This window comes from Ralstonia pickettii (assembly GCF_001699815.1).
In the GTDB taxonomy this organism is placed as follows: Bacteria; Pseudomonadota; Gammaproteobacteria; order Burkholderiales; family Burkholderiaceae; genus Ralstonia; species Ralstonia thomasii.
Genome location: NZ_MCGB01000020.1, coordinates 61,603 through 81,998 on the forward strand (window position 1 = coordinate 61,603; position 20,396 = coordinate 81,998).

The following is a 20,396-nucleotide window of genomic DNA, read 5'->3' on the forward strand; positions in this document are numbered from 1 at the left end:
TGTTCTGTCGTTGTATCGATCAGGGCAGGCTGCGCAGCACGGCGCGAACCGGGCTGGCATCGAGGGTGGCGAACTTGAGTGGCAGGGCGATCAGTTCGTAGTCACCGGCGGGCACGTCGTCGAGCAGCAGCCCTTCGAGGATCGCGAGGCCGTGTTTGCCAACGGCGTGGTGCGCGTCCATGGTCTTGGAGGTCTGCGGATCGAGCGAGGCGGTGTCGACGCCGATGAGCTTGACACCGTGCGTGGCCAGCAGCGCGATGGTCTCGGGCGCAACGGCGGCAAAGTCGTTGTCCCACGCGGTCTGCGGCATATGCGCGTACGTGCGCAGCAGCACGCGCGGCGGTGCGTTGGTCAATGCGTCGCGCACGTGTTCCGGCTCGACGCGCGCTACACCTACGCAGTGGATAACGCGGCACAGGCCCAGGTAGGCGTCCAGCGGCACCTGGCCGATGGCAGCGCCGTCCGCGCGGTAGTGGAGCGGCGCATCGGCATGGGCACCCGTGTGCGGCGAGAGCGTAATGCGTCCGACATTGACCGGGCAGTCACCTTCGAGCTTCCACGCAATTTCCTGCGAAAACGGCGTGTCGCCGGGCCACGTGGGCGTGGTGGGCGAAAGGGCGGGGGTGATGTCCCACAAAGTGCGTTCCAAGGCGGCTCCAGGGCAAGAAAATCGGTGAATCCGTGTCGAAATGATAGGGAAATCCGCGCGCAATGGGTTTGCATAATCGTGCGTGTGAGTTCGATGGATTCGCATAAAATGCAACGTACACAGGAAATCACGCAAAGAACAACGACAGATGCAACTCGATACCACCGATCTGCGCATTCTCCAGGTCTTGCAGGAAGACGGCCGCATCAGCAACCAGGACCTGGCCGAACGCGTCGCGCTGTCGCCGTCGGCCTGCCTGCGGCGTGTGCGGATGCTGGAAGAGGGCGGCGCCATCACGGGTTACCGGGCGCAATTGGGCCGGGCGGCACTCGGGCTGGAACTGGAAGCCATCGTGCAGGTGTCGATGCGCCAGGACGTGACGGGCTGGCACGAGACGTTCATGGCTGCCGTGCAGAGTTGGCCCGAGATCGTGGCCGCTTACATCATCACCGGGGATTGCAACTACATCCTGCGCGTGCAGGCGCCCAACCTGCAGCACTACTCGGAATTCATCATCGAGCGGCTGTACAAGACGCCCGGCGTGATGGACATCCGCTCGAATATCGTCCTGCGCACCATCAAGGACCGCGACGGCGGTCTGGCGCTGTTGATGGAAGCGCGGGGCGTGCGCCCGCTCGAGGGCAAGGCGACGGGCAAGGGCGGGAGAGCAAAGTAGCAAGTGGCGCCGGACTTTCTGACGAGAATCAATCCCCTACTGAAAGCATGCGCGGATAGTGGCCCTGTGTTGTCGACCGGAGCGGGCCATGGCCAAGAAGTTTCCGCTGCATCCTGTGCACCCCGAGCGCATCTGCTGGGGCTGCGACAAGTATTGCTCCACCGACGCCCTGGGCTGCGGCAACGGCTCGGGCCGCACGCAGCACCCCGCCGAGCTGCTCGGCGACGACTGGTATGAATTCGGGGATTGGGGCATCGACGCGGACGCGCCGCAGAAACCAGGCACGCCCGCGTGAATGGCTGGCAGGTCAGTCGCCGATGCGCGTGAGCGACGAGAACGCGCCTCGATGGAACACCAGTGGTGCGCCATTCGCGTCGATCACGCCGCAGCGCTCGACTTCACCGACGAAGATGACGTGGTCACCCTCGTCATATCGGCTGCGGTTATGGCACTCGAACCAGGCCAGGGATTGTCCGAGGATCGGCAGGCCGGTGGGGCTCAGGCGGTAGTCGATGTTGGCAAAGCGGTCGCCCTTGAGCGTGGCGAAGCGCTTGCACAGGGCCAGTTGATCGGCTGCGAGAACATTGATGACGTAGTGCGAGCCGGCGTGGAACAGCGGAAATGAGTTCGCCTGCACGCCCAGGCTCCACAGCACCAGCGGCGGGTCCAGCGACACCGAATTGAACGAGCTGGCCGTCACCCCGACGAACGCCGGCGTACCTGGCCGGCCTTCCGAGCGCGTGGTGACCACCGTCACGCCAGTGGCAAACTGGGACAGGGCATGCCGGAAATGCGCGGCATCGAAATCGGGCGGGGTGGCGCGGCCATGTGGGCGTCGATGCGCCGACGCCTCGCGCGCGGAAGATTCCCTGTCGCGCGCATCCATGGGAATGGCTCCGTTTTGGTCCATGAAAACTACCGAAAGTAATGCTCAATTGTAACGGACGCCCGATAGGCCGCGCCCGGGTAGGGCTTTGCGTGATTCTGCGGCCACATGGTGGTGCCTGTGTCAGGATTGAAGCCTTCGGCCGACCAATGGCAGCCCAATCAATTGCAGGAGAATCCGAATGACTGAACAACGCGCCCTTGAAACCGCCGTCCTGGGTGGAGGCTGCTTCTGGTGCCTTGAAGCGGTGTTCCAGCAGGTGCAAGGCGTGCACAGCGTGGTGTCCGGCTATGCCGGCGGCCATGTCGATCGCCCGAGTTACCGTGCCGTTTGCAATGGCAACACTGGTCATGCCGAAGTGGTGGCCGTGAAGTTCGACCCGGCTGTGATCCCATATCGCGAGATTCTCGACATCTTCTTCGCCATTCACGACCCGACCACCGTAGATCGCCAGGGCAACGATGTCGGCCCGCAATACCGTTCGGCTATCTTTGCGCAAACGCCCGAGCAATTGGCGACGGCGCGCACGGCCATTGCCGAACTCGGCGCCAGCGATATTTTTGAAGCGCCCATCGTGACGGAACTGGTGGATGCCGCTGACGGCAAGGTGACCTTCTGGCGGGCGGAAGACGAGCACCAGAACTACTTCCGCGACCACCCGGCCCAGGGCTACTGCGCGTTCGTCATCTCGCCCAAGGTGGCGAAATTCCGCAAGCAGTTCGCACACCGCTTGCAGGGCTAGAAGAGGGCGCCGAGGCTACGCTGCGTCTGCCGGCAAGCGCGCGGCAATGGCCTCGGCCAGCTTGATGCACGACAACGGGGATGATCCTTCTGCCTTGTTGCTGACCAGGATCGTTACCTTGCGCCCAGCCGCCAGCGCGGCGACCGCCATGTCGGCCAACGTCTCCCGCGAGAACGGGTCTTCATCGACGAGCTTGTTGAACGGTTTGTACGCTGCTTCGGCTTGCGCGTAGCGATAGCGGCTGTTCAGGTTCCAGCGCACCACCAGCGGGCCGCCTGCGCCTTCATCCAGCAATGCAACGGCTGCCGCTTGCCGGTCCACTGCCGGCATCCGCTCATGCAGGCCGACGCAATAACGCACCCCCGCCGCGCGCAGCATCTTGATGAAGCGCGGCGTGAGCAGCGTGGCGTCGCGCAATTCCACCGTGTAGACGGCATCGGGATTGCGTTGCGGATCGAGTGGCGGCAGCGCGGTCAGGAACGCCGCAAGCCGTTCCACAAAGCCGGTGGCATCTTCAGCCAGCGCGCCCAGCGGCGAAAGCTGAAACACGAGCGGCCCGCATCGCGTCCCGAGCCCGCGGGTGGCCGGCTCAACAAAGTCGCGGATCGCAAATTCAGGATTCAGGAAGGCAGGATTGGCCATGCGCCCGCGCCCGTCCGATTCACGAATCCATGCGTCGCATACGGCAGAGGTTGCCTTGACTGCAAAGCGGAAGTCTTCCGGCACGCTGGCCGCGTAGGCGACGTAGTCCGCCAGCGGGATTGGCGAATAGAACCCGCGATCGATACTGACCGTGCGCAGCAAAGGGTGCTGGGCATAAGCCGCCAGGCCTTTGCGTGCGAGCATCGAATCGGAGTACTCGCCCGCATACACCAGCCCGTCCCACCCCGGATACGACCACGACGACGTGCCGATGCGCAGATCGCGCGGCAAGCGCTGCGCTAGCGCAGCCACATCGGGCGCAACCACGGCCGGCTGCACACCCTGTCGGGCGGGCGAGCGTTTGGGTTTCGGAGCGGATGTGCCGGGTTCGGCGGTCGCGTTGTCGCTGGGTGCGAGTGGCGCGCCGAACAGATCGTCGATGGGGGAGCTGTCGGTCAAATGGTTACGCGTAGATATAGCGGCGCGACCACGGGATCGTCGTCGCCGACTTGCCGGCCTTCTGCAGCACGGTCTGGAAGATCGAGATTTCGTCGGCGTCGAAGGCGTGTGCGCAGCCGGCCAGGTAGACGCGCCAGATGCGGTATTTCTTCTCGCCCACCATTGCGCGGATGGTTTCGCCGTTGGCCTCGAAGCGCTCGGCCCAGTGCTCGAGCGTGCGCGCATAGTGGCGGCGCAGGCTTTCAACGTCAAGCGCTTCCAGGCCGCCATCCTGCGCGGCGCTCAGCGCCAGCGAGATGTGCGGCAGTTCGCCCTGCGGAAAGACATAGCGATCGATGAAATCGCCGCCGCCCATGGAGCTTTCGCCGCCGGCCGTATCGGAAGACGTGATGCCGTGGTTCATGGCGACGCCGCCATCAGCCAGGAGATCGTGCATGCGGCGGAAATATCCGGGCAGATTCTTGCGACCGACGTGCTCGAACATGCCGACGCTCGTGATGCGATCAAACTGGCCGGTCAGGTCGCGGTAGTCCTGGATGCGGATTTCGATCTGGTCTTGCAAGCCGGCCGCCCGCACGCGTTCGGTGGCGAGGTCGTACTGGTTTTGCGACAGCGTCACGCCCAGGCAGCGCGCGCCGTACTTCTGCGCGGCACGCAGCACCAGCGCGCCCCAGCCGCAGCCGATATCGAGCAGCGTTTGCCCGGGCTGTAAGCGGATCTTGGTGAGGATGTGGTCGATCTTCTTGATCTGCGCTTCGTCGAGGGTTTCATCGCCATTTTCGAAGTAGGCGCAGGAGTAGACCATGTTCTGATCCAGCCACAGCTTGTAGAAATCGTTGGAAACGTCGTAGTGGTACTGGATCGATTCCTTGTCGCCTTCCTTCGTGTGGGCGAAGTGGCGCACCACGCGGGCCAGCGCATTGCCGCTGCTGACCGCGGCCGCAGCAGCCAGGCTGTAGCTCACGTTGATGATGTCGGCCAGCTTGCCGTCCAGGTCGATCTTTTCCTGGACGTACGCTTCGCCCAGGTTGTTCAGCGTTGGGGAGAGCAGCAGTGGCAGAGCGCTCGCTTCGCGCACGGTGAGCGTGACGCGGGGCTGCTCGAAGCGGCCCAGCTCGTATTGATCACCGTTCCATAACCGCAGGCGCACGGGAAGGTTGGCAGACTCGCGGATGTCCTGGATCCACTGCTCAAGTTTGCGGTCAATCGCCTGTTGGAAAAACATGTCGACGCCTCCCTGATGTGCAAGTGTTCGGGACGGCCATCGGATTGCGGCCCGAACGGATCACATTAGCTTACGACAAACTTTCCCATTGTGCTGTGCGGATCTTACGGGGACGTGCCGGCCCGATCCTTCGGCAGCAAGCGCCGTGCCGGCATGACGCGATGCGCAATAACGTATTGCGCATCTGTCGTCAGGCTACGGGGCGAGGCGGACGATTGTCCAGCTGCCGTCGGCATGCTTGCGGTACTCCAGCCGATCGTGCAGCCGCGACGGGCGGCCTTGCCAGAATTCCAGCCGCTCGGGCAGCAGCCGGTAGCCGCCCCAGTGGGGCGGGCGCGGCGGGGCATCGCCAAAGCGCTGGCGGTATTCGGCTTCGCGCGCTTCCAGCGTGGCGCGGTCGGGCACTTCGCTGCTCTGCTCCGACGCCCAGGCGCCCAGGCGCGAGCCCAGCGGCCGCGAGTGGTAATAGGCATCGCTCTCTGCCTCGCTCACTTTTTCGACGATGCCTTGTACGCGCACCTGCCGCTCCAGCCCGATCCAGTGGAACAGCAGCGCAGCGCGGGGGTTGGCGGCCAGTTCCTCGCCCTTGTGGCTGGCGTAGTTCGTGAAGAACGTGAAGCCGCGTTCGTCCAGGTTCTTGAGCAGGACGATGCGGGCCGAGGGCTGGCCATGCGGGTCCACCGTGGCGAGCGTCATGGCGTTGACTTCAGCCACCTCGGCTTTCAGGGCCTCGTCGAACCAGCGGCGGAACTGGCGCAGGGGGCTGGCGTCGACGTCGGCGATGTCGAGCGAAGCGCGGGCGTAATCGGTGCGGATATCGGCAATGGAGGTCATGAGCGTGGCGAATGCGGCATGCGGACGGGCCGAGTATAGACAAACACGGCCTGCCGTTCTTTGCTCGCGCGCAAGGGCTGGCACGCTTTGCGCGTGGGGCGGGGTGCTGGCGATCTGTCCCGCGCCGCCTATATTGGCTAGTCAAGGGCGTCAGGCTGGCGGCGCCTGCCATGTTCCCCACAAAAATTTCAACAGGATGTCGAAATGGCCCCCCGTTCCCATTCTTCCGACACCGCCGCCGGCCTGACGCGCCGCCAGTGGCTGCAGGGCACGCTGGCATTGGCTGCCGCCGGGCTGGCGGGCTCGCAGGTGCTGCGCGCGGTTGCCCAGGCCCCGACAGAATCGCTCGATGCATTCATGGCGTTGTCACAGGCGCTGACGGCACGGCCCGCGCTGGATCGCGGCGTCGGCACGCGATTGCTGGCAGCGCTGGGCAAATCCGGCGCCGACTTTGCAGCGCAATTGCGGCCGCTGGCGCAGGCGTTGGCAGCGGGCTCCCTGTCTGATGCACAGCAGAAGACCGCGCTGCAGATCCTGGAAGCGTGGTACCTGGGTGTGGTTGACGGCAATGTCGTCACGTACGAGCAGGCGCTGATGTACAGCGTGGTCTCCGACACGCTGGTCATCCGCACGTATTGCCCTAATCAGCCTGGCTTCTGGGCCGAGCCCCCCGTCGAGAGGCAAGCCTGATGGCCGATACCCAACAAGCCGATATCGTGGTGGTGGGCTCCGGCGTGGCCGGGGCGCTGGTGGCGTACGAGCTGGCACGCGCGGGGAAGTCGGTGCTGATGCTCGAAGCGGGGCCGCGCCTGCCGCGCTGGGAAATTGTCGAGCGCTTCCGCAACCAGGCCGACAAGATGGATTTCATGGCGCCGTATCCGTCAACGCCATGGGCACCGCATCCGGAATATGGCCCGCCCAACAACTACCTCGTGCTCAAGGGTGAGCATCAGTTCAACTCGCAGTACATCCGGGCGGTGGGCGGCACGACCTGGCACTGGGCCGCATCGACGTGGCGCTTTTTGCCGAATGATTTCAAGCTGCGCAGCGTGTATGGCATCGCGCGTGACTGGCCGATCCAGTATCAGGATCTTGAACGCTATTACGGCCGGGCCGAAGAGGCGCTGGGCGTGTGGGGCCCGAACGACGAAGACCTCGGCTCGCCGCGCAGCCAGCCGTATCCCATGGCGCCGCTTCCGCTGTCATTCAGTGAACGCACGATCAAGGATGCACTCAACGCGCACGACGCGAGCTTGCACGTGGTCACCGAGCCGGTGGCGCGCAACAGTCGCCCGTACGACGGTCGCCCGACCTGCTGCGGCAACAACAACTGCATGCCGATCTGCCCGATCGGAGCGATGTACAACGGCATCGTGCATGTGGAGAAAGCCGAGCAGGCCGGCGCACGGCTGATCGAGAACGCCGTGGTCTTCAAGCTCGAAGTCGGTCCCAACAAGCGCATCGTGGCGGCGCGGTACAAGGATTCGAAAGGCGCCGAGCACCGCGTGGAAGGCAAGTGGTTCGTGCTGGCTGCCAACGGCATCGAAACGCCCAAGCTGATGCTGATGTCGACCAGCCAGGATTTTCCGAAGGGCGTTGGCAACAGCTCCGACATGGTGGGGCGCAACCTGATGGATCACCCTGGCACCGGCGTGAGTTTCTATGCCGACCGCAAATTGTGGCCGGGGCGCGGGCCGCAGGAAATGACCTCGCTGATCGGCTTTCGCGATGGGCCGTTCCGCGCCACGCAGGCCGGCAAGAAGCTTCACCTGTCGAACATGTCGCGTATCGAGCAGGAGACGCAGCGCATCTTCAAGGAGGGCAAGCTCATCAAGCCCGCCGAACTGGATGCGCGCATCCGAGATCAGGCCGCGCGCTATGTGCAGTTCGACAGTTTTCACGAGATCCTGCCTCTGCCCGAGAACCGGATTGTGCCGAGCGCAAGTGAGGTCGACGCCATCGGCATTCCGCGTCCGGAGATCACGTACCACATCGACGACTACGTCAAACGCAGCGCCGTGCATACACGCGAGGTCTACGCGACTGCTGCACAGGTGATGGGCGGTACCAATGTCGAGTTCCACGACGACTTCGCGCCCAACAACCACATCACCGGCGCAACCATCATGGGTGCCGATCCGAAAAACTCCGTGGTCGACAAGGATTGCCGGACGTTTGACCACCCGAACCTGTTCATCAGCAGCAGCTCCACCATGCCGACGGTTGGCACCGTGAACGTGACGCTGACCATTGCGGCGCTGGCGCTGCGGATTGCCGATCAACTGAAGAAGGAGGCGTGAGATGAAAACGATCGCTTCCTTCTCGCTGCTGTTGCTGACCGGCGTGGTGGCGAATGCCTGGGCGAAGGACACACCGGCCGACACCGCGCAGATCAAACGCGGCGAATACCTCGCCATTGCGGCGGACTGCGCGGCCTGCCATACGGCGCCCGGCGGCAAGCCCTTTGCCGGCGGCTTGCCGATGCAGATTCCGATGCTGGGCACCATTTACAGCAGCAACATCACGCCCGATGAGAAAACCGGCATCGGCAAATGGACGTACGAAGAATTCGAGCGCGCTGTGCGAAAAGGCGTGGATGACGACGGCAACAACCTGTATCCGGCCATGCCGTATCCGTCGTACGCGAAGATCAACGATGCGGACATGCGCGATCTCTATGCGTACTTCCGCAACGGCGTGACGGCGGTGGAAAACCGGCGGCCGCGTAGCACGATCCGATGGCCGCTGAACATGCGCTGGCCGCTCAAGCTTTGGAACCTTCTCTTCCTCAAGAGCGAGCCGTACACCCCCAAGAGTGACAAGTCGCCGACGTGGAATCGCGGTGCGTACCTCACGCAAGGCCTGGCGCACTGCGGCACGTGCCATACACCGCGCGGTTTCGCCATGCAGGAGAAGGCGCTGGACGAGCGCGGCAGCGGCTATCTGGCGGGCTCGACGCTCGCGGGCTGGACGGCGTTCAACATCACCTCGGACCCCACGAGTGGCATCGGCGCATGGAAGCGCGAACAGCTTGTGCAATATCTGCGCACCGGCAGCGTGCCCGGCGTGGCACAGGCCGCAGGGCCGATGGGCGAAGCGGTGCAGCATAGTTTTTCGAAGATGACGATGCAGGACGTCCAGGCCATCGCCGAATATCTACGGACGGTGCCTGCGGTGAGCAACAACCTCGAACGCGCGCGGCAGGATTGGGGCAAGCCGGCCACCGATGTGACGACGCTGCGCGGCAAGCCCATCGAGACCACGATCGACGCCGCGCGCCTGTATCTCGGCAATTGCGCGACGTGTCACCAGGCCGATGGACGCGGCACGCCCGATGGTTACTACCCGCCGCTGCTGCACAACTCCACGGTCGGCACGCGCGATACGACCAACCTTGTGCAGGTCATTCTGTTCGGCATTGAGCGCAAGGCGGGCGACCGGCACATCGGCATGCCGGCATTTGGACGCGAGCTATCGAACGAACAGCTGGCTGCGCTGACCAACTACGTCACGCGCCAGTTTGGCGACCCCGCCACGCCGGCTGTGACCGCGGAAGCCATCGCCAAACGGCGCTCAGCCAAGTAGCGCCACCATGCCGGCGGCGTGTCAGCCGCCGGTGGTCAGCGGATCGCGCGACGCGGGTGTGGCGGGGCGGGGTGCAGGACGCTGGGGCGCCGCCGTCTTGCCCGCGTCAGGTTGTGTCGATTTCAACTCGCCTTCCGGCGTGCGCCCCGGTTTCTTGCTGTGATACGTCTGGCCGGGTGGCGGCGCCGTGGGGCGCTGGCGAACATCGGCGAGCAGCTTGCCGCAGGCACTCTCCGGCGCGGGCTTGAGTTCGAGCACCGGCAGTACCGCCGCCACCGGCGCCGTCAATGCCAGTGCTACCGCACCGCCTGCACGCAGTGCCACGACGGCCGGGTTGACCGACACATCCGGATGCTTGTACGTGCCCTTCACATACAGCGGCGTGCGCAGTGAAAACACGCGCAGACCCTTCGAATCCGGGTGAATGGTGAAGTCCAGCGCTTCCTGCCTGAAGCTCGTCGCGCCGGTCACGTCGATGACGGCATCCTGCGTATCCACCACAAACGTGCGCGCCTGCGCCAGGCCATTGCTGACGGCAAAATCGCCGGCCGCGCAGTTGATGGTGACCTGCTTGTCGCCAAAGAGCTTGGTCAGGATCACGTTGCCGACGTTCAGCCCCATGGCTTCCAGGATGAACTTGCTGATGGTGCCTTGCTCCACGAGCATCTTCACCTCGCCGTTGGATGAACCGAGCAGCGCCGCCACCGAGTTCCCCGCCGCCGAGAGCCGAGCATCCCCATTGATCTCGCCCACGCTGGCGCGCACGGATTCGATCTTCGGGAACAGTTGCTTGATCTTGAAGTGCCGTGCCGCCAGCGCCGCGCGGGCCTGCATGGGCGTGGCGCGTCCGTCGAGCTGGATGTTGGAGCTAAGCGTGCCACCTGCAACGCCGAAGTTGAGTGGGTCGAGCGTGAGCACCGCGTCCTGCAGCTTGACATGCGTAACGAGATGATTGATTGGCAGATCTGCGGTGTGGATGATGCGCTCGCCGGTGAATTTCACGTCGGCATCGATGGCGTTCCAGCGATCAGTGCGGAACGGCTCGACCGGCAGGACTTTGTCGGCGGGCTGGCGCACGGTTTTGCTGTCATCGGGGTCGGCGCTCGGGTCGGCCCGCTTGGCCTTGCTGGCGTTGGAGTCGGCGCCGATGATGGGCGCGAGGTCGGCAAACAGCAATTGATGCGAAACCAACTCGCCGGTCAATTGCGGACGGGGCTCGCGCATCGCATAGGTGAGCGTGCCGCCCAAATCGGAACCGCCAACGCGGCCTGTGAATTTCTCATAGCGCCACGTCGAACCTTGCCTGCGCAGTTCGCCGATCAGGCGGCCGCGCGTGTCAAACGGCGGCGTATCGGGCAGCACCACACCGGTCAGCGGATACAACTGCGCCATGCTCGCGCCCGACAGATGCAGACGCAGATCGAGAGCCGTCAGGCTGGCCGGGTTGGTGAGCGTACCTGCCAGGTCAATGCGCGTCTTGCCGACTGTCACATCGGCCTGTAGCGGGTAAGGACGTTGCGCGTCCTGCAGACGCAGCACGCCGCCGGCCTTACCGGTGCCGTTGATGGTGGCGTTGTTGTAGGTGCCCTTGAGCGTCCATGCGATGCCGTAAGGCTGCTGCGGGTCTGGCGCCGCTGGCGTCTGTGCCGCACTCTCGGATGCTGATGCCCCGGATGCGGTTGGCGCCGTGGTGGGCTGGTCCGCGCTCTTGATGGCCGCGCCGCTGGCAGCGGAGTACAGCGCCTGGTTGTCGACGGTGTCGATGGTCGCGGCCAGATGAATGCGCTTGATGTCGTCGTCCAGCGCCAGCGAGCCTTTGCTGAATGCGATCTCGCGCAGGTCCAGTTTCCAATCCGACGGCTTCTTGTCGTCGCCCTCGCTGCCCGCCAGATTGAACGTCCAGTTGTTGCGGTGCTGCTTGTCGCGTTCCAGCGCAATGGCGGGCGTGTCGAGCGTCACGCTCGGGATGACGATGCGATGCGCCAGCAGCGGCAGCGCCTCCAGCACAAACGTGAGTTGATGGATGGTCGCTACGTTGGGCTGCTTGGCCCACTCCGGATTGCCGACGGTGATGTCGTTGGCAATCAATCTCGGCCAAGGCACATATGCACGCCAGCCGGATTCGCCTTGAGGCTTCTTCCACGTGAGGATCAGATCGCCGTTGATGGCGAAGGGGCGCCCGATGGCTTGCGAGATACGGTCATTCAGATAGGGCTTGGCGCGATTCCAGTCGAACGTCAGCACAAAGAAGACCGCCGCTGCCACAATGACGACGGGTGTGATGACCAGTCCGAGGGCGAGTTTGCCGGATGTACGCATCGTCCTTTTGTTGGTATTGGCACAAAAATGCGACCGCGCGCGTTGATATATAGTTCGGCGCAACCACGATTCAATTGTGTCATGAGCCAAGTAGCAATCAGCGCGCCCGCGCACCCGCCCATCCTCGATGATGAATATGCACGCCGGTTTGGCGGTGTTGCCCGGCTGTATGGTCCGCAGGCGCTTGAGCGGTTTGCGGCGGCGCATGTGTGCGTCATCGGCATCGGTGGGGTGGGGTCGTGGGTGGCTGAAGCGGTGGCGCGTTGCGGTGTCGGCAAGTTCACGCTGATCGACCTCGATCACATCGCCGTGTCCAACACCAACCGCCAGATCCACGCGCTGGGCGACGCGTATGGCGTGGCCAAGGTCGACGCCATGGCAGAGCGCATTCTCCAGATCAATCCGCGCGCCGAAATCAGCCGCATCGACGATTTCGTGACTGTCGAAAACGTCGAGGCATTGCTCGGCCACCCGTTCGACTACGTGATCGACGCCATTGACGCTGTGAAGGTGAAGACGGCGATCATCGCGTTCTGCAAACGCACCGGCAAACGCGTCGTGACGTGCGGCGCCGCGGGTGGGCAATTGGACCCGACGCGCATTCGCGTGACGGACCTGTCGCGCACCATTCAAGACCCGCTGCTGGCGAAGGTGCGCGGCAACCTGCGCCGCCAGCATGGCTTCTCGAAGAACCCGAAGTCGCGCTTCGGTATTGACGCGGTGTTCTCCGACGAGCCGCTGCGCTACCCCGAACCCGAGCAGCAGGCGTGCGCCGTTGAGTTACCAGTCGAGTCGAGCCACGCCGGCATCGACGACCTTGCGGCGGCGGGTGACATTGCCGTGGTCAACGCGCCGCCCGCGCCGCAGCCTGCGCAGGGGCCGCAAGGCCTGGCGTGCGCGGGGTTCGGTTCGTCCGTATGCGTGACGGCGGTGTTCGGAATGGTGGCCGCGTCAACGGCGCTGCGCGCGATCGCCGGTGTGTGACGGCGTGCTGCCTTATCGCGGGATGACCTGATCCAGCTTCTCGCGGATGGTGTCGGCGTACACGCCCGACCACCCGTCTCGCGGCTGGCTGTTGGCAAAGACCACAAAACCGGGCATGACCGAGACGCCGTATCGATCGGCGGTGTGCTGGTTTTCGTCGAAGTCCATCGTGACGAAGGTGGCACGTCCGGCGTAGCTCGATTCCATCTGCTCGAGGCTGGCCACGGCGGACTGGCTCGGGTGGCTCCACTCCGCGGCAAAGCACACCACCACCGGGTTGCGTTGCGAGGCGTCGATCACATCGGATTGAAACGAGGCATCGTTGACGGTCTTCATGGGCGCTCCCAGAGTGGAGTGGACGCCCGCGCAACGAAGGCCTGCGGGCAGGGCCACTCTGACTCTAGGCAGCGGACCGCCGGTCGACAACCTGTGTTCAGCCAACGTGCTCGATATTGCGCTCCGAATTGCCCATTTGTGCCAGATATGTCGTCATCATGCGGTCCATTACGTCGACATGCTGGGCAAACCAGGCGGGCAACTCCGCCACGAGCCTGCGGCCGAGGTCCATGTCGCCGGCGGCGGCGCGCTTGTGCACTTCGCGGCACAGCGCCAGCACGTTGTCGTGCTCGCCGCGATGGCAGTGGCGCGGGGGAAAGTCGGCCGCGTCCATCCAGGCGTTTTCTTCAGCGAAGTGGTGCTCGGTGTGGTCGATGAAGGCGTCGAGCGCGCCAATGAACTCGGCGTCCGTTGCATCTGCAACGGCATTGAGCAACGCACAGAACTCGACGTGGTTGGCGTCAGTGGCGGCATCTCCGAGTTGGAGCGCCTCCGACCATTCGATCACGGGCATGGCAGGCTGAAGAATTGGATGGGCGAGGCGATCAGCTTAAGCGACGGCCGCCTCGCCGCAGTTTGACGACGGGCAAACGTATTAACCGGCGTCCGGCGTGGGATGCTGCTGGAGCACTTCCACCGCCCGCGCAAAGAGCGCCACCGATGGCGCATAGCCACGCCCGATCTGGTACAGCGTGCCGCCTTGCTCGGCCAACAGGCTCGGGAAGCCGGTGATGCCCCAGCGGCGCGACAGGCGGAAGTCTTCGCGCGTTTCTTCTCGCAGCGCATCCGTGTCGAACACGGCATCGAAGTGTTCCGCCTCAACGCCATTGGCGAGCGCAACGTCGCGCAGCACATCGGCTTGTGTGGTGTCGCGGCCTTCGGCGTAGAAGGCGTGCTGGATCGCGTGAAAGACGGCGAGCACGCGCTCGTCGTCCTCAGCCCAGTATTCGCGCGCCATGACGACGGCGCGGCAGGCGGGTTCGGTGTCGTAGACGAAGCCGTCGCGGCGCATCGCCACCGCGGGCGACTGGTCGAACGGCATGCCGCTGCGTTCGGCCACGGCATGCCAGTGGTGGAGGATTTCGTCGCGCTTGTCTGCGGCCATTGGTTCGCGCTGGCCGGGGCGCAGGCCGCCGGTGATGAGCGTAACGGGCGCCGGCGCACCCAGCGTTTCGGCCAGCCGCTTGCGCAGGTCAGCCAGCTGCGGGCCAAAGCCGTAGCACCAGGAACACATCGGATCGGCCACGTAGATCAGTCGCATGACGGCTCCTCAATTCAGTTTGGACGCCAGCTGCCTGCGCCAATGCGATACCGCCTGCGGCGCGTCGCGCATCATGTCGAATACCGAGACCATCGTCTTGCGCGCAATGTCGTCACGGAAGGCGCGATCCCGCTCGACGATGGCGAGCAATTGCTCCAGGGCGGCTTCGTAGTCTTGTGCCGCGATGTACTGCTGTGCCAGGTCGAGCCGTGCCTGCAGGTTGTCCGGTTGCGCTTCCACGACCGTGCGAAGGGCGCCGGCATCGGGTAGCGTATCGGCCCGTTCGGTGGCCCTCAGGCGCGTTTCCAGCGGGGCATAGCGCTCATCCTGCGGCGCCTTGGGCGAGAGCAATGCGAATTCGTCTTGCGCGGCATGCACGTCGCCGCTGTCGAGCAGCAGGTTCACCAGCGCAAAGCGGGCGGCATCGAAGCCCGGGTCGAAGGCCAGCGCGTTCTGGAACGCTTCGCGCGCGTGGGCGGTTTCGCCGGCCTGGCTCGCTGCCAGTCCTTCGCGATAGGCGACTTCTGCGGGCTGCGGAATCACGCGGTCGAGGAACGCGCGCAATTGCGCTTCGGGCAAGACGCCGACGAACTGGTCGACCGGCTTGCCATCCACGAACGCCACCACGTACGGGATGCTGCGGACGTGGAACTGGGCGGAAAGCTCGGGGTTTTCGTCGGAGTTGATCTTGGCGAGCTTCCATTTGCCGGCAAATTCGGCCTCCAGCTTTTCCAGCATCGGGCCCAACGTGCGGCACGGGCCGCACCATGGCGCCCAGAAATCGACCAGCACCGGTATTTGGCGAGAGGTTTCGATCACTTCCTGCGCGAAATTCTGCGAGGTGATGTCGCTCATCGGCGGGATTCTCCTGAGGGGCAATGGCGCCGGCACACGGGCCGGCGAGAGGTATCGTGCATTTTACTTGCGGGTGGGGCGAGCCGTTTTCAGCCAGTCTGTACGTCGCAATAACGTATGTCAGAGCAACGGTTGAAAATAGAACGATCGTTCGGATACCATCGGGTAAAAACAACACACAGATTTACGGAGACATGGCATGACACGACCGCACTTCCAGTTCTGGCCCCGACGTTTGCCGCACAACATAAGCTCGCCGCAAACGAGCCTTTGGTACAACCTGGAAGTGTCGGCGCGACGCTATCCGGACAAGGACGCGATCATCTTTTACGGTCGCCACACCACGTTCCGTGAACTGCACGACGATGCGGTCGCCGTGGCCGGCTGGCTGCAGCAGGTGGCGGGTGTGCAGAAGGGCGACCGCGTGCTGCTGTATATGCAGAACTGTCCGCAGTTCATGGCCGCGTACTACGGCATCCTGCGTGCCGACGCGGTGGTCGTGCCGGTCAACCCGATGAACCGGCCCGAAGAGTTCAAGCACTACATCACCGATGCGGGCGCTGCCACGGTCATCTGCAGCGCAGATCTGGCCGTCAACGTGACCACGGCCAACGCCGAGCTGCCGGAAGCGCAACGCACCCGGCACCTGCTGGTCACGTCCTACGCCGATGCGCTGCCGGCCCGGTACGAATATCCCGAAGACGCCCCGCCTGCGTGGATCACCGCGCAGCATCCGGCGCAGCCCGGCGCGGTTGCATGGAACGACGCTCTCGCGCAGCGCCTCACGCCGGGCCCGCACACCGCCGGGCCGGACGACCTGGCCGTGATGCCGTACACGTCAGGCACCACGGGCTTCCCCAAGGGCTGTATGCACCCGCACCGCACGGTGATGCACAACATCGTCGGTGGCTCGATGTGGTCGAATGGGACGAAGGAAGGCGTGAGCCTGTCGATCATCCCGCTGTTCCACGTGACCGGAATGCAGTACGGCATGAACGCGCCGATCTACATGGGCTCCACGGTCGTGATGCTGCCGCGCTGGGATCGCGAGGTGGCGGGGCGGCTGATCTCGCGCTACAAGATCACGCATTGGACGAACATCCCGACCATGGTGATCGACTTCCTGGCGAGCCCGCAGTTGGCGGAGTTCGACCTGTCGAGCCTCGCCTACATCGGCGGCGGCGGTGCGGCGATGCCTCAGGCCGTGGCCGAGCGGCTGCTGAAGGATTTCAACCTCGCGTACCAGGAAGGCTACGGCCTGTCGGAAACGATCGCGCCCACGCACAGCAATCCGGCCGATCGGGCCAAGCAGCAGTGCCTGGGCATTCCGGTGTTCAACACCGACGCGCGCATCGTCGATCCGCAGACGCTGCAGGAGTTGCCGATCGGTGAGGTCGGGGAAATCATCGTCAGCGGCCCGCAAGTCTTCCTCGGCTACTGGGGCAAGCCGCAGGCCAGCGCGGAAGTCTTCATCGAGTTCGAAGGCAAGCGCTTCTTCCGCACCGGCGACCTTGGCCGGATGGACGAAGACGGCTACTTCTTCCTCACCGACCGGCTGAAACGCATGATCAACGCGTCGGGCTTCAAGGTGTGGCCGGCCGAGGTGGAAAGCCTGCTGTACAAGCATCCCGACGTACAGGAGGCCTGCATCATCGGCAAGCGCGACGCGTATCGCGGCGAGTCGGTCAAGGCGGTGGTGGTACTCAAGGCCCACGCCAAGGGCAAGACCACCGAAGACGACATCATCAACTGGGCGCGCGACAACATGGCGGCCTACAAGTACCCGCGCGTGGTCGAGTTTGTGGATGCGCTGCCCAAGTCCGGCACGGGCAAGGTGATGTGGCGCACGCTGCAGGAGCAGGAAAACGCAAGGAATGAAGCGGCCGAGAAACCGGCCGCCGCGTAAGGAGCGCATCAAGAGAAAGGGGCCGGAGTGGCCCCTTTTTCAATGTCCGCGCGCCTTGAAGAGCAGCGCGCCGATGCCGTGGAAACCACGCTGACGCGCATGCCGCATCGGCGTGATGCCGCCGCGGTCGGCCAGGTTCGGGTCGGCGCCGCCGTCGAGCAGGAGTTGCACGGTCTTCTCGTATTTGTCGCTGCCATCGCCCAGGGCCACGGCTTCGATCAGCGCGGTCAGGCCCAGGTTGTTGGTGGCATCGGGCGGTACGCCGGCCTTCACGAGTTCGTTGACGACTTCGACGTAGCCGCGGCGCGCGGCCGGGATGAGCGCGGTGTCGCCATCAGCGTTGGTGGCGCGCAGGTTGGCGCCGTGCGACAGCGCCAGGCGCACCGTTTCCGCATCGCCCTGGCTGGCAGCGAGCAGAAAGGCGCTGTTCTGCGTGTTGTCCTGCAGGTTGACGTCGGCCCCGGCCTGGATGAGCAGGCGGGCCGCGGCGCCCATGTGCGCCATGACGGCGGCGATGAGCGCCGTGCGGCCATCAGCATCGCGCGCCTTCAAGCTGGCGCCTTCGGCCAGCAACGACTGGATGGCCATCGTGTTGCCGGCCTGCGCCGCCAGAATCAGGTCACGGTCACGCGTGGCCGGGTCGCTGCGGCGCACGGGGCGGGTGTCCGCGGCGTGGGTCGCACCGGGTGCGACTTTCGCGCCGGCGCTGGCCGCCACATGCAGGATGGGCAGATGCTGCTCCTGCCACGCGTTGGCCATGTCGCCCACCGCCAGCGCCATCCCCAGCATGACGCCGATGAGCTGGTTGAGCGCGGGATGCGGAGCGATAAGCATGGCGGGCGGGTTCAGGCGCTGAGATAGGGGTCGGGCAGCGGCGCAGTGTCCGTGGCGTCCGCTGCGTCGGTCGTGGCGGAGGGAGCGTTTGCCGCGTCCGTGGCCTGCAGGCGCGACCACAGGCGGTCCAGATACGGATCGTGCAGCCCATTGCTGGCCAGGCCGATCAGCGTGCGCTGCAGGTATTCGCGTGCCGGGCCGTACAGCCCGACCGCCTCGCGCAGGCAGCCGACCACGCGCTCGTCCGGCAGGCGGCCGGCATAGGCTTCGTGCGCGCGGTTCATGACAAAGGCCAGCGCCAGGACGCGTCGGCCGTTGATCTCGGTGGGCAGCCAGCGGGGCAGGTACGCGCCAGTCAGCATTTCGCGGCGCCAGAGCACGCGGAATTCGCGCTCGGCATGGTCGCGCGGTACGCGGAACGCCACGCCCCGGCAGCTGCCGCCGCGGTCCAGCCCGAGTACGAGCCCCGGGTTGTCCCAGGTGCCGCGGTTGATGCGGGAATAGAGGTAGAAGCCGCGGTGATAACCGTGCACCGTGGCGCGGGCGGCCTCGGTGTGGAAGATCATCGGGTTCCAGATGAGCGAGCCGTAGCCGAACACCCAGGCGTCCTGGCAGTCGCCGTGCGCAGCCGACAACCGCGCGAGCGTCGATGCAAGCGACGCTTCCAGCGCAGCCTCGGTCAGCAACGACGACGCGACGGGCGAATCACCCAGGGCGGCGCGCAACCGGTTCTGTTCGAGATCCTCTCGGGTGACGGCCATGTCGCAAGCATAGAGCAATCGTTACGAGTGGTCACGCAAGCGGACGGCCGATGGCCTGGAAACAGAGCGTTGCGAAGCTTTGGGGAGGTTTGACTATGGCGCGGCCGCAACGGTGAAGCATGGGGCAGCCGGAAAACTGGAGGCGGGGGATCGGAATTGAACCGTCTTATACGGCTTTGCAAGCCGCAGCATTGACCACTCTGCCACCCCGCCGGGGGAGGTGGCTCGTGATGCACCGTGTGACGCATCGCGAGCCGGGGCGGATTCTAGCGCAGGATCAGACTTCCAGCAGGTCGACCTCAAAAGCAACGTTGCGTTCGGGGGGATCACGCCGCCCGCGCCGCGTGCGCCGTAGCCCAGGGCTGCCGGGATGATCAGCTTGCGCGTGCCGCCGACCTTCATGCCTTGCACGCCTTCGTCCCAGCCCTTGATGACCATGCCGCCGCCCAGGTGAAAAGCGAACGGGTCGTTACGGTCCTTGCTGGAATCGAACTTCTTGCCGGCCTGGCCGTTTTCGTAGAGCCAGCCGGTGTAGTGCACGGTGACGTACTGGCCAGCCGTGGCTTGCGCGCCGTCGCCGACGACGACATCTTCGTATTGCAGGCCGCTTGCGGTGGTTTCGATGGTCATGATGAGCCTCGTGGAGTGGCGTGGGTGATAAGGGAACAGGCTCAGGCAGCGGTTGCGGCCTTGAGTGTTTCGAGCTGGACGTGGACGTTGTCCGCGTCGTTGGCGATCCAGATGTCGCCGTCCTGGATGGTGACCTGCAGACGCATGGTGCGTTCCACCATGGCGGCCAGCGCGGCCACGGTGTCGGCGGCGACTTCGTACACCGACACGTTGGCAAAGCGCGTGATCTTGGTCTCGGTTTGTTGCCACCACACGCGGCTGGCGTTGCCACTATATGTGTAGACGGCGACCTGCTCTGCGCGGTTGCTGGCCTTGCGGATGCGGGTGTCGTCGGGGTTGCCCAGGTCGATCCACAGCTCGATGGCGTCGGTCAGGTCGCGCTGCCAGAGTTCGGGCTCGTCGGGCTCCGACAGACCGCGTGTGAAGGCGAGCGTTTCGCTGGCGTGGCGGGCGAAGGCAAGCACGCGCACCATCATGCGTTCGTCGTTCTCGCTCGGGTGGCGGGCGACGGTCAGCGCGTGGTTGGCGTAGTAGTGGCGATCCATGTCGGCGATCTGCAGATCGACCTTGTAGATCGTGGATTTCAGGGCCATGCGAGTGATCGGAGAATGGGCCGTTTTTGGCAAAGCGCGCATTGTCGCACGGGCCGATGAAGCTGAAGGCATTGCCGGGGCGCATTCCCAACGGCAGCCGTTTGCGGTATACGAGCGGTGCGTGCGCCAGTCGGCGCATGGTTTTCCTATCCAAACGAGGACAATCAGAACGATGCGTTGGATATTCGGAATCGTGGGTCTGCTGCTCGGAGGCCTGTC

22 protein-coding genes, 1 tRNA gene and 1 pseudogene are annotated in these 20,396 nt (G+C 64.7%); 9 read left to right on the forward strand and 15 right to left on the reverse strand.

Going from position 1 to position 20,396, the window contains the following annotated elements; all coding sequences use genetic code 11:
- Positions 1-19: 19 nt before the first annotated feature.
- A complete protein-coding gene (gene kynB, locus BEK68_RS02695; RefSeq protein WP_012435090.1) occupies positions 20-649 on the reverse strand; it encodes an arylformamidase in 630 nt (209 codons plus the stop codon).
- Positions 650-797: 148 nt separating this feature from the next.
- Here kynB and BEK68_RS02700 point away from each other — a divergent pair, with 148 nt between their 5' ends.
- Positions 798-1,325 carry an Lrp/AsnC family transcriptional regulator gene (locus tag BEK68_RS02700; RefSeq protein WP_004629463.1) on the forward strand — a complete coding sequence of 176 codons (528 nt, stop codon included), beginning with the start codon at positions 798-800 and terminating at the stop codon, positions 1,323-1,325.
- A gap of 88 nt (positions 1,326-1,413) precedes the next feature.
- On the forward strand, positions 1,414-1,620 hold the full coding sequence (locus tag BEK68_RS02705) for a DUF3079 domain-containing protein (protein ID WP_004629461.1): 207 nt from the start codon (positions 1,414-1,416) through the stop codon (positions 1,618-1,620).
- 12 nt (positions 1,621-1,632) lie between these two features.
- Here BEK68_RS02705 and BEK68_RS02710 read toward each other — a convergent pair whose 3' ends face one another.
- A complete protein-coding gene (locus tag BEK68_RS02710) occupies positions 1,633-2,211 on the reverse strand; it encodes a flavin reductase family protein (RefSeq protein ID WP_004629458.1) in 579 nt (192 codons plus the stop codon).
- A 181-nt stretch (positions 2,212-2,392) separates the two neighbouring features.
- Here BEK68_RS02710 and msrA point away from each other — a divergent pair, with 181 nt between their 5' ends.
- A complete protein-coding gene (gene msrA / locus BEK68_RS02715) occupies positions 2,393-2,953 on the forward strand; it encodes a peptide-methionine (S)-S-oxide reductase MsrA (RefSeq protein WP_012435091.1) in 561 nt (186 codons plus the stop codon).
- Between the two features lie 15 nt (positions 2,954-2,968).
- Here the strand turns inward: msrA and BEK68_RS02720 are convergent, their stop codons facing one another.
- The 3 genes from BEK68_RS02720 to pdxH all read right to left on the reverse strand — a co-directional run bounded on the left by BEK68_RS02720 (position 2,969) and on the right by pdxH (position 6,113).
- Entirely contained in the window at positions 2,969-4,054 is a 1,086-nt protein-coding gene (locus BEK68_RS02720; RefSeq protein WP_012435092.1) for a DUF72 domain-containing protein, read from the reverse strand.
- 4 nt (positions 4,055-4,058) lie between these two features.
- Complete coding sequence (locus BEK68_RS02725) at positions 4,059-5,279, reverse strand: SAM-dependent methyltransferase (RefSeq protein ID WP_012435093.1); 1,221 nt, start codon at positions 5,277-5,279, stop codon at positions 4,059-4,061.
- A gap of 195 nt (positions 5,280-5,474) precedes the next feature.
- Positions 5,475-6,113, reverse strand: a complete 639-nt coding sequence (gene pdxH, locus BEK68_RS02730; protein WP_004629452.1) for a pyridoxamine 5'-phosphate oxidase — start codon at positions 6,111-6,113, stop codon at positions 5,475-5,477.
- A gap of 204 nt (positions 6,114-6,317) precedes the next feature.
- Here pdxH and BEK68_RS02735 point away from each other — a divergent pair, with 204 nt between their 5' ends.
- Genes BEK68_RS02735 through BEK68_RS02745 form a run of 3 tightly spaced genes read left to right on the forward strand, consistent with a single transcriptional unit; the run spans position 6,318 to position 9,698 of the window.
- Entirely contained in the window at positions 6,318-6,803 is a 486-nt protein-coding gene (locus BEK68_RS02735) for a sugar dehydrogenase complex small subunit (RefSeq protein ID WP_012435094.1), read from the forward strand.
- Positions 6,803-8,413 carry a GMC family oxidoreductase gene (locus BEK68_RS02740; protein ID WP_004629448.1) on the forward strand — a complete coding sequence of 537 codons (1,611 nt, stop codon included), beginning with the start codon at positions 6,803-6,805 and terminating at the stop codon, positions 8,411-8,413. Before BEK68_RS02735 ends, BEK68_RS02740 begins: the two co-directional genes overlap by 1 nt.
- A gap of 1 nt (position 8,414) precedes the next feature.
- The gene (locus BEK68_RS02745; protein WP_012435095.1) at positions 8,415-9,698 is read left to right on the forward strand and encodes a c-type cytochrome; all 1,284 of its coding nucleotides are present in this window, start codon (positions 8,415-8,417) and stop codon (positions 9,696-9,698) included.
- A gap of 21 nt (positions 9,699-9,719) precedes the next feature.
- Here BEK68_RS02745 and BEK68_RS02750 read toward each other — a convergent pair whose 3' ends face one another.
- On the reverse strand, positions 9,720-12,017 hold the full coding sequence (locus tag BEK68_RS02750) for an AsmA family protein (protein WP_012435096.1): 2,298 nt from the start codon (positions 12,015-12,017) through the stop codon (positions 9,720-9,722).
- Positions 12,018-12,098: 81 nt separating this feature from the next.
- On the opposite strand from BEK68_RS02750, the gene tcdA reads away from it, so the two are divergent.
- Complete coding sequence (gene tcdA, locus BEK68_RS02755; protein ID WP_012435097.1) at positions 12,099-13,001, forward strand: tRNA cyclic N6-threonylcarbamoyladenosine(37) synthase TcdA; 903 nt, start codon at positions 12,099-12,101, stop codon at positions 12,999-13,001.
- 12 nt (positions 13,002-13,013) lie between these two features.
- Here tcdA and BEK68_RS02760 read toward each other — a convergent pair whose 3' ends face one another.
- From BEK68_RS02760 to trxA, 4 genes are all read right to left on the reverse strand, one after another.
- A complete protein-coding gene (locus tag BEK68_RS02760) occupies positions 13,014-13,337 on the reverse strand; it encodes a thioredoxin family protein (RefSeq protein ID WP_004629440.1) in 324 nt (107 codons plus the stop codon).
- Between the two features lie 97 nt (positions 13,338-13,434).
- Positions 13,435-13,851, reverse strand: a complete 417-nt coding sequence (locus BEK68_RS02765) for a bacteriohemerythrin (protein WP_004629438.1) — start codon at positions 13,849-13,851, stop codon at positions 13,435-13,437.
- 81 nt (positions 13,852-13,932) lie between these two features.
- Positions 13,933-14,598 carry a DsbA family protein gene (locus BEK68_RS02770; protein WP_012435098.1) on the reverse strand — a complete coding sequence of 222 codons (666 nt, stop codon included), beginning with the start codon at positions 14,596-14,598 and terminating at the stop codon, positions 13,933-13,935.
- Between the two features lie 9 nt (positions 14,599-14,607).
- Positions 14,608-15,453: a thioredoxin gene (gene trxA / locus BEK68_RS02775; protein ID WP_012435099.1), complete on the reverse strand. Its 846-nt coding sequence runs from the start codon at positions 15,451-15,453 to the stop codon at positions 14,608-14,610.
- 199 nt (positions 15,454-15,652) lie between these two features.
- Here trxA and BEK68_RS02780 point away from each other — a divergent pair, with 199 nt between their 5' ends.
- Positions 15,653-17,359: a long-chain fatty acid--CoA ligase gene (locus BEK68_RS02780; protein ID WP_012435100.1), complete on the forward strand. Its 1,707-nt coding sequence runs from the start codon at positions 15,653-15,655 to the stop codon at positions 17,357-17,359.
- A 39-nt stretch (positions 17,360-17,398) separates the two neighbouring features.
- Here the strand turns inward: BEK68_RS02780 and BEK68_RS02785 are convergent, their stop codons facing one another.
- The 5 genes and pseudogenes from BEK68_RS02785 to BEK68_RS02805 form a co-directional block, all read right to left on the reverse strand.
- Positions 17,399-18,193, reverse strand: a complete 795-nt coding sequence (locus BEK68_RS02785) for an ankyrin repeat domain-containing protein (protein WP_004629430.1) — start codon at positions 18,191-18,193, stop codon at positions 17,399-17,401.
- Positions 18,194-18,204: 11 nt separating this feature from the next.
- Entirely contained in the window at positions 18,205-18,954 is a 750-nt protein-coding gene (locus tag BEK68_RS02790) for a gamma-glutamylcyclotransferase (RefSeq protein WP_012435101.1), read from the reverse strand.
- A 137-nt stretch (positions 18,955-19,091) separates the two neighbouring features.
- Positions 19,092-19,167, reverse strand: a tRNA-Cys gene (locus tag BEK68_RS02795).
- A gap of 64 nt (positions 19,168-19,231) precedes the next feature.
- Positions 19,232-19,584 (reverse strand): annotated as a pseudogene (locus tag BEK68_RS02800) (FKBP-type peptidyl-prolyl cis-trans isomerase).
- A gap of 41 nt (positions 19,585-19,625) precedes the next feature.
- Entirely contained in the window at positions 19,626-20,177 is a 552-nt protein-coding gene (locus BEK68_RS02805) for a YaeQ family protein (RefSeq protein WP_012435102.1), read from the reverse strand.
- Between BEK68_RS02805 and BEK68_RS25910 the strand changes: the two genes are divergently transcribed.
- Positions 20,176-20,396, forward strand: a 221-nt coding sequence (locus tag BEK68_RS25910; RefSeq protein WP_212634768.1) for a hypothetical protein, incomplete at its 3' end; no start/stop codon positions are given. The two genes, BEK68_RS02805 and BEK68_RS25910, sit on opposite strands and share 2 nt — an antisense overlap.

What these genes read in the sequence shown, in the direction of transcription:
- BEK68_RS02705 (WP_004629461.1), top strand. Translation starts at nt 1,414, where the DNA reads ATGGCCAAGAAGTTTCCGCTGCATCCTGTGCACCCCGAGCGCATCTGC.
- BEK68_RS02745 (WP_012435095.1), top strand. Translation starts at nt 8,415, where the DNA reads ATGAAAACGATCGCTTCCTTCTCGCTGCTGTTGCTGACCGGCGTGGTG.
- BEK68_RS02700 (WP_004629463.1), top strand. Translation starts at nt 798, where the DNA reads ATGCAACTCGATACCACCGATCTGCGCATTCTCCAGGTCTTGCAGGAA.
- BEK68_RS02785 (WP_004629430.1), bottom strand. Translation starts at nt 18,193, where the DNA reads ATGCTTATCGCTCCGCATCCCGCGCTCAACCAGCTCATCGGCGTCATG.
- BEK68_RS02765 (WP_004629438.1), bottom strand. Translation starts at nt 13,851, where the DNA reads ATGCCCGTGATCGAATGGTCGGAGGCGCTCCAACTCGGAGATGCCGCC.
- BEK68_RS02780 (WP_012435100.1), top strand. Translation starts at nt 15,653, where the DNA reads ATGACACGACCGCACTTCCAGTTCTGGCCCCGACGTTTGCCGCACAAC.
- msrA (WP_012435091.1), top strand. Translation starts at nt 2,393, where the DNA reads ATGACTGAACAACGCGCCCTTGAAACCGCCGTCCTGGGTGGAGGCTGC.
- BEK68_RS02805 (WP_012435102.1), bottom strand. Translation starts at nt 20,177, where the DNA reads ATGGCCCTGAAATCCACGATCTACAAGGTCGATCTGCAGATCGCCGAC.
- trxA (WP_012435099.1), bottom strand. Translation starts at nt 15,453, where the DNA reads ATGAGCGACATCACCTCGCAGAATTTCGCGCAGGAAGTGATCGAAACC.
- BEK68_RS02790 (WP_012435101.1), bottom strand. Translation starts at nt 18,954, where the DNA reads ATGGCCGTCACCCGAGAGGATCTCGAACAGAACCGGTTGCGCGCCGCC.
- BEK68_RS02710 (WP_004629458.1), bottom strand. Translation starts at nt 2,211, where the DNA reads ATGGATGCGCGCGACAGGGAATCTTCCGCGCGCGAGGCGTCGGCGCAT.
- tcdA (WP_012435097.1), top strand. Translation starts at nt 12,099, where the DNA reads ATGAGCCAAGTAGCAATCAGCGCGCCCGCGCACCCGCCCATCCTCGAT.
- BEK68_RS02760 (WP_004629440.1), bottom strand. Translation starts at nt 13,337, where the DNA reads ATGAAGACCGTCAACGATGCCTCGTTTCAATCCGATGTGATCGACGCC.
- BEK68_RS02750 (WP_012435096.1), bottom strand. Translation starts at nt 12,017, where the DNA reads ATGCGTACATCCGGCAAACTCGCCCTCGGACTGGTCATCACACCCGTC.
- pdxH (WP_004629452.1), bottom strand. Translation starts at nt 6,113, where the DNA reads ATGACCTCCATTGCCGATATCCGCACCGATTACGCCCGCGCTTCGCTC.
- BEK68_RS02725 (WP_012435093.1), bottom strand. Translation starts at nt 5,279, where the DNA reads ATGTTTTTCCAACAGGCGATTGACCGCAAACTTGAGCAGTGGATCCAG.
- BEK68_RS02740 (WP_004629448.1), top strand. Translation starts at nt 6,803, where the DNA reads ATGGCCGATACCCAACAAGCCGATATCGTGGTGGTGGGCTCCGGCGTG.
- BEK68_RS02735 (WP_012435094.1), top strand. Translation starts at nt 6,318, where the DNA reads ATGGCCCCCCGTTCCCATTCTTCCGACACCGCCGCCGGCCTGACGCGC.
- BEK68_RS02770 (WP_012435098.1), bottom strand. Translation starts at nt 14,598, where the DNA reads ATGCGACTGATCTACGTGGCCGATCCGATGTGTTCCTGGTGCTACGGC.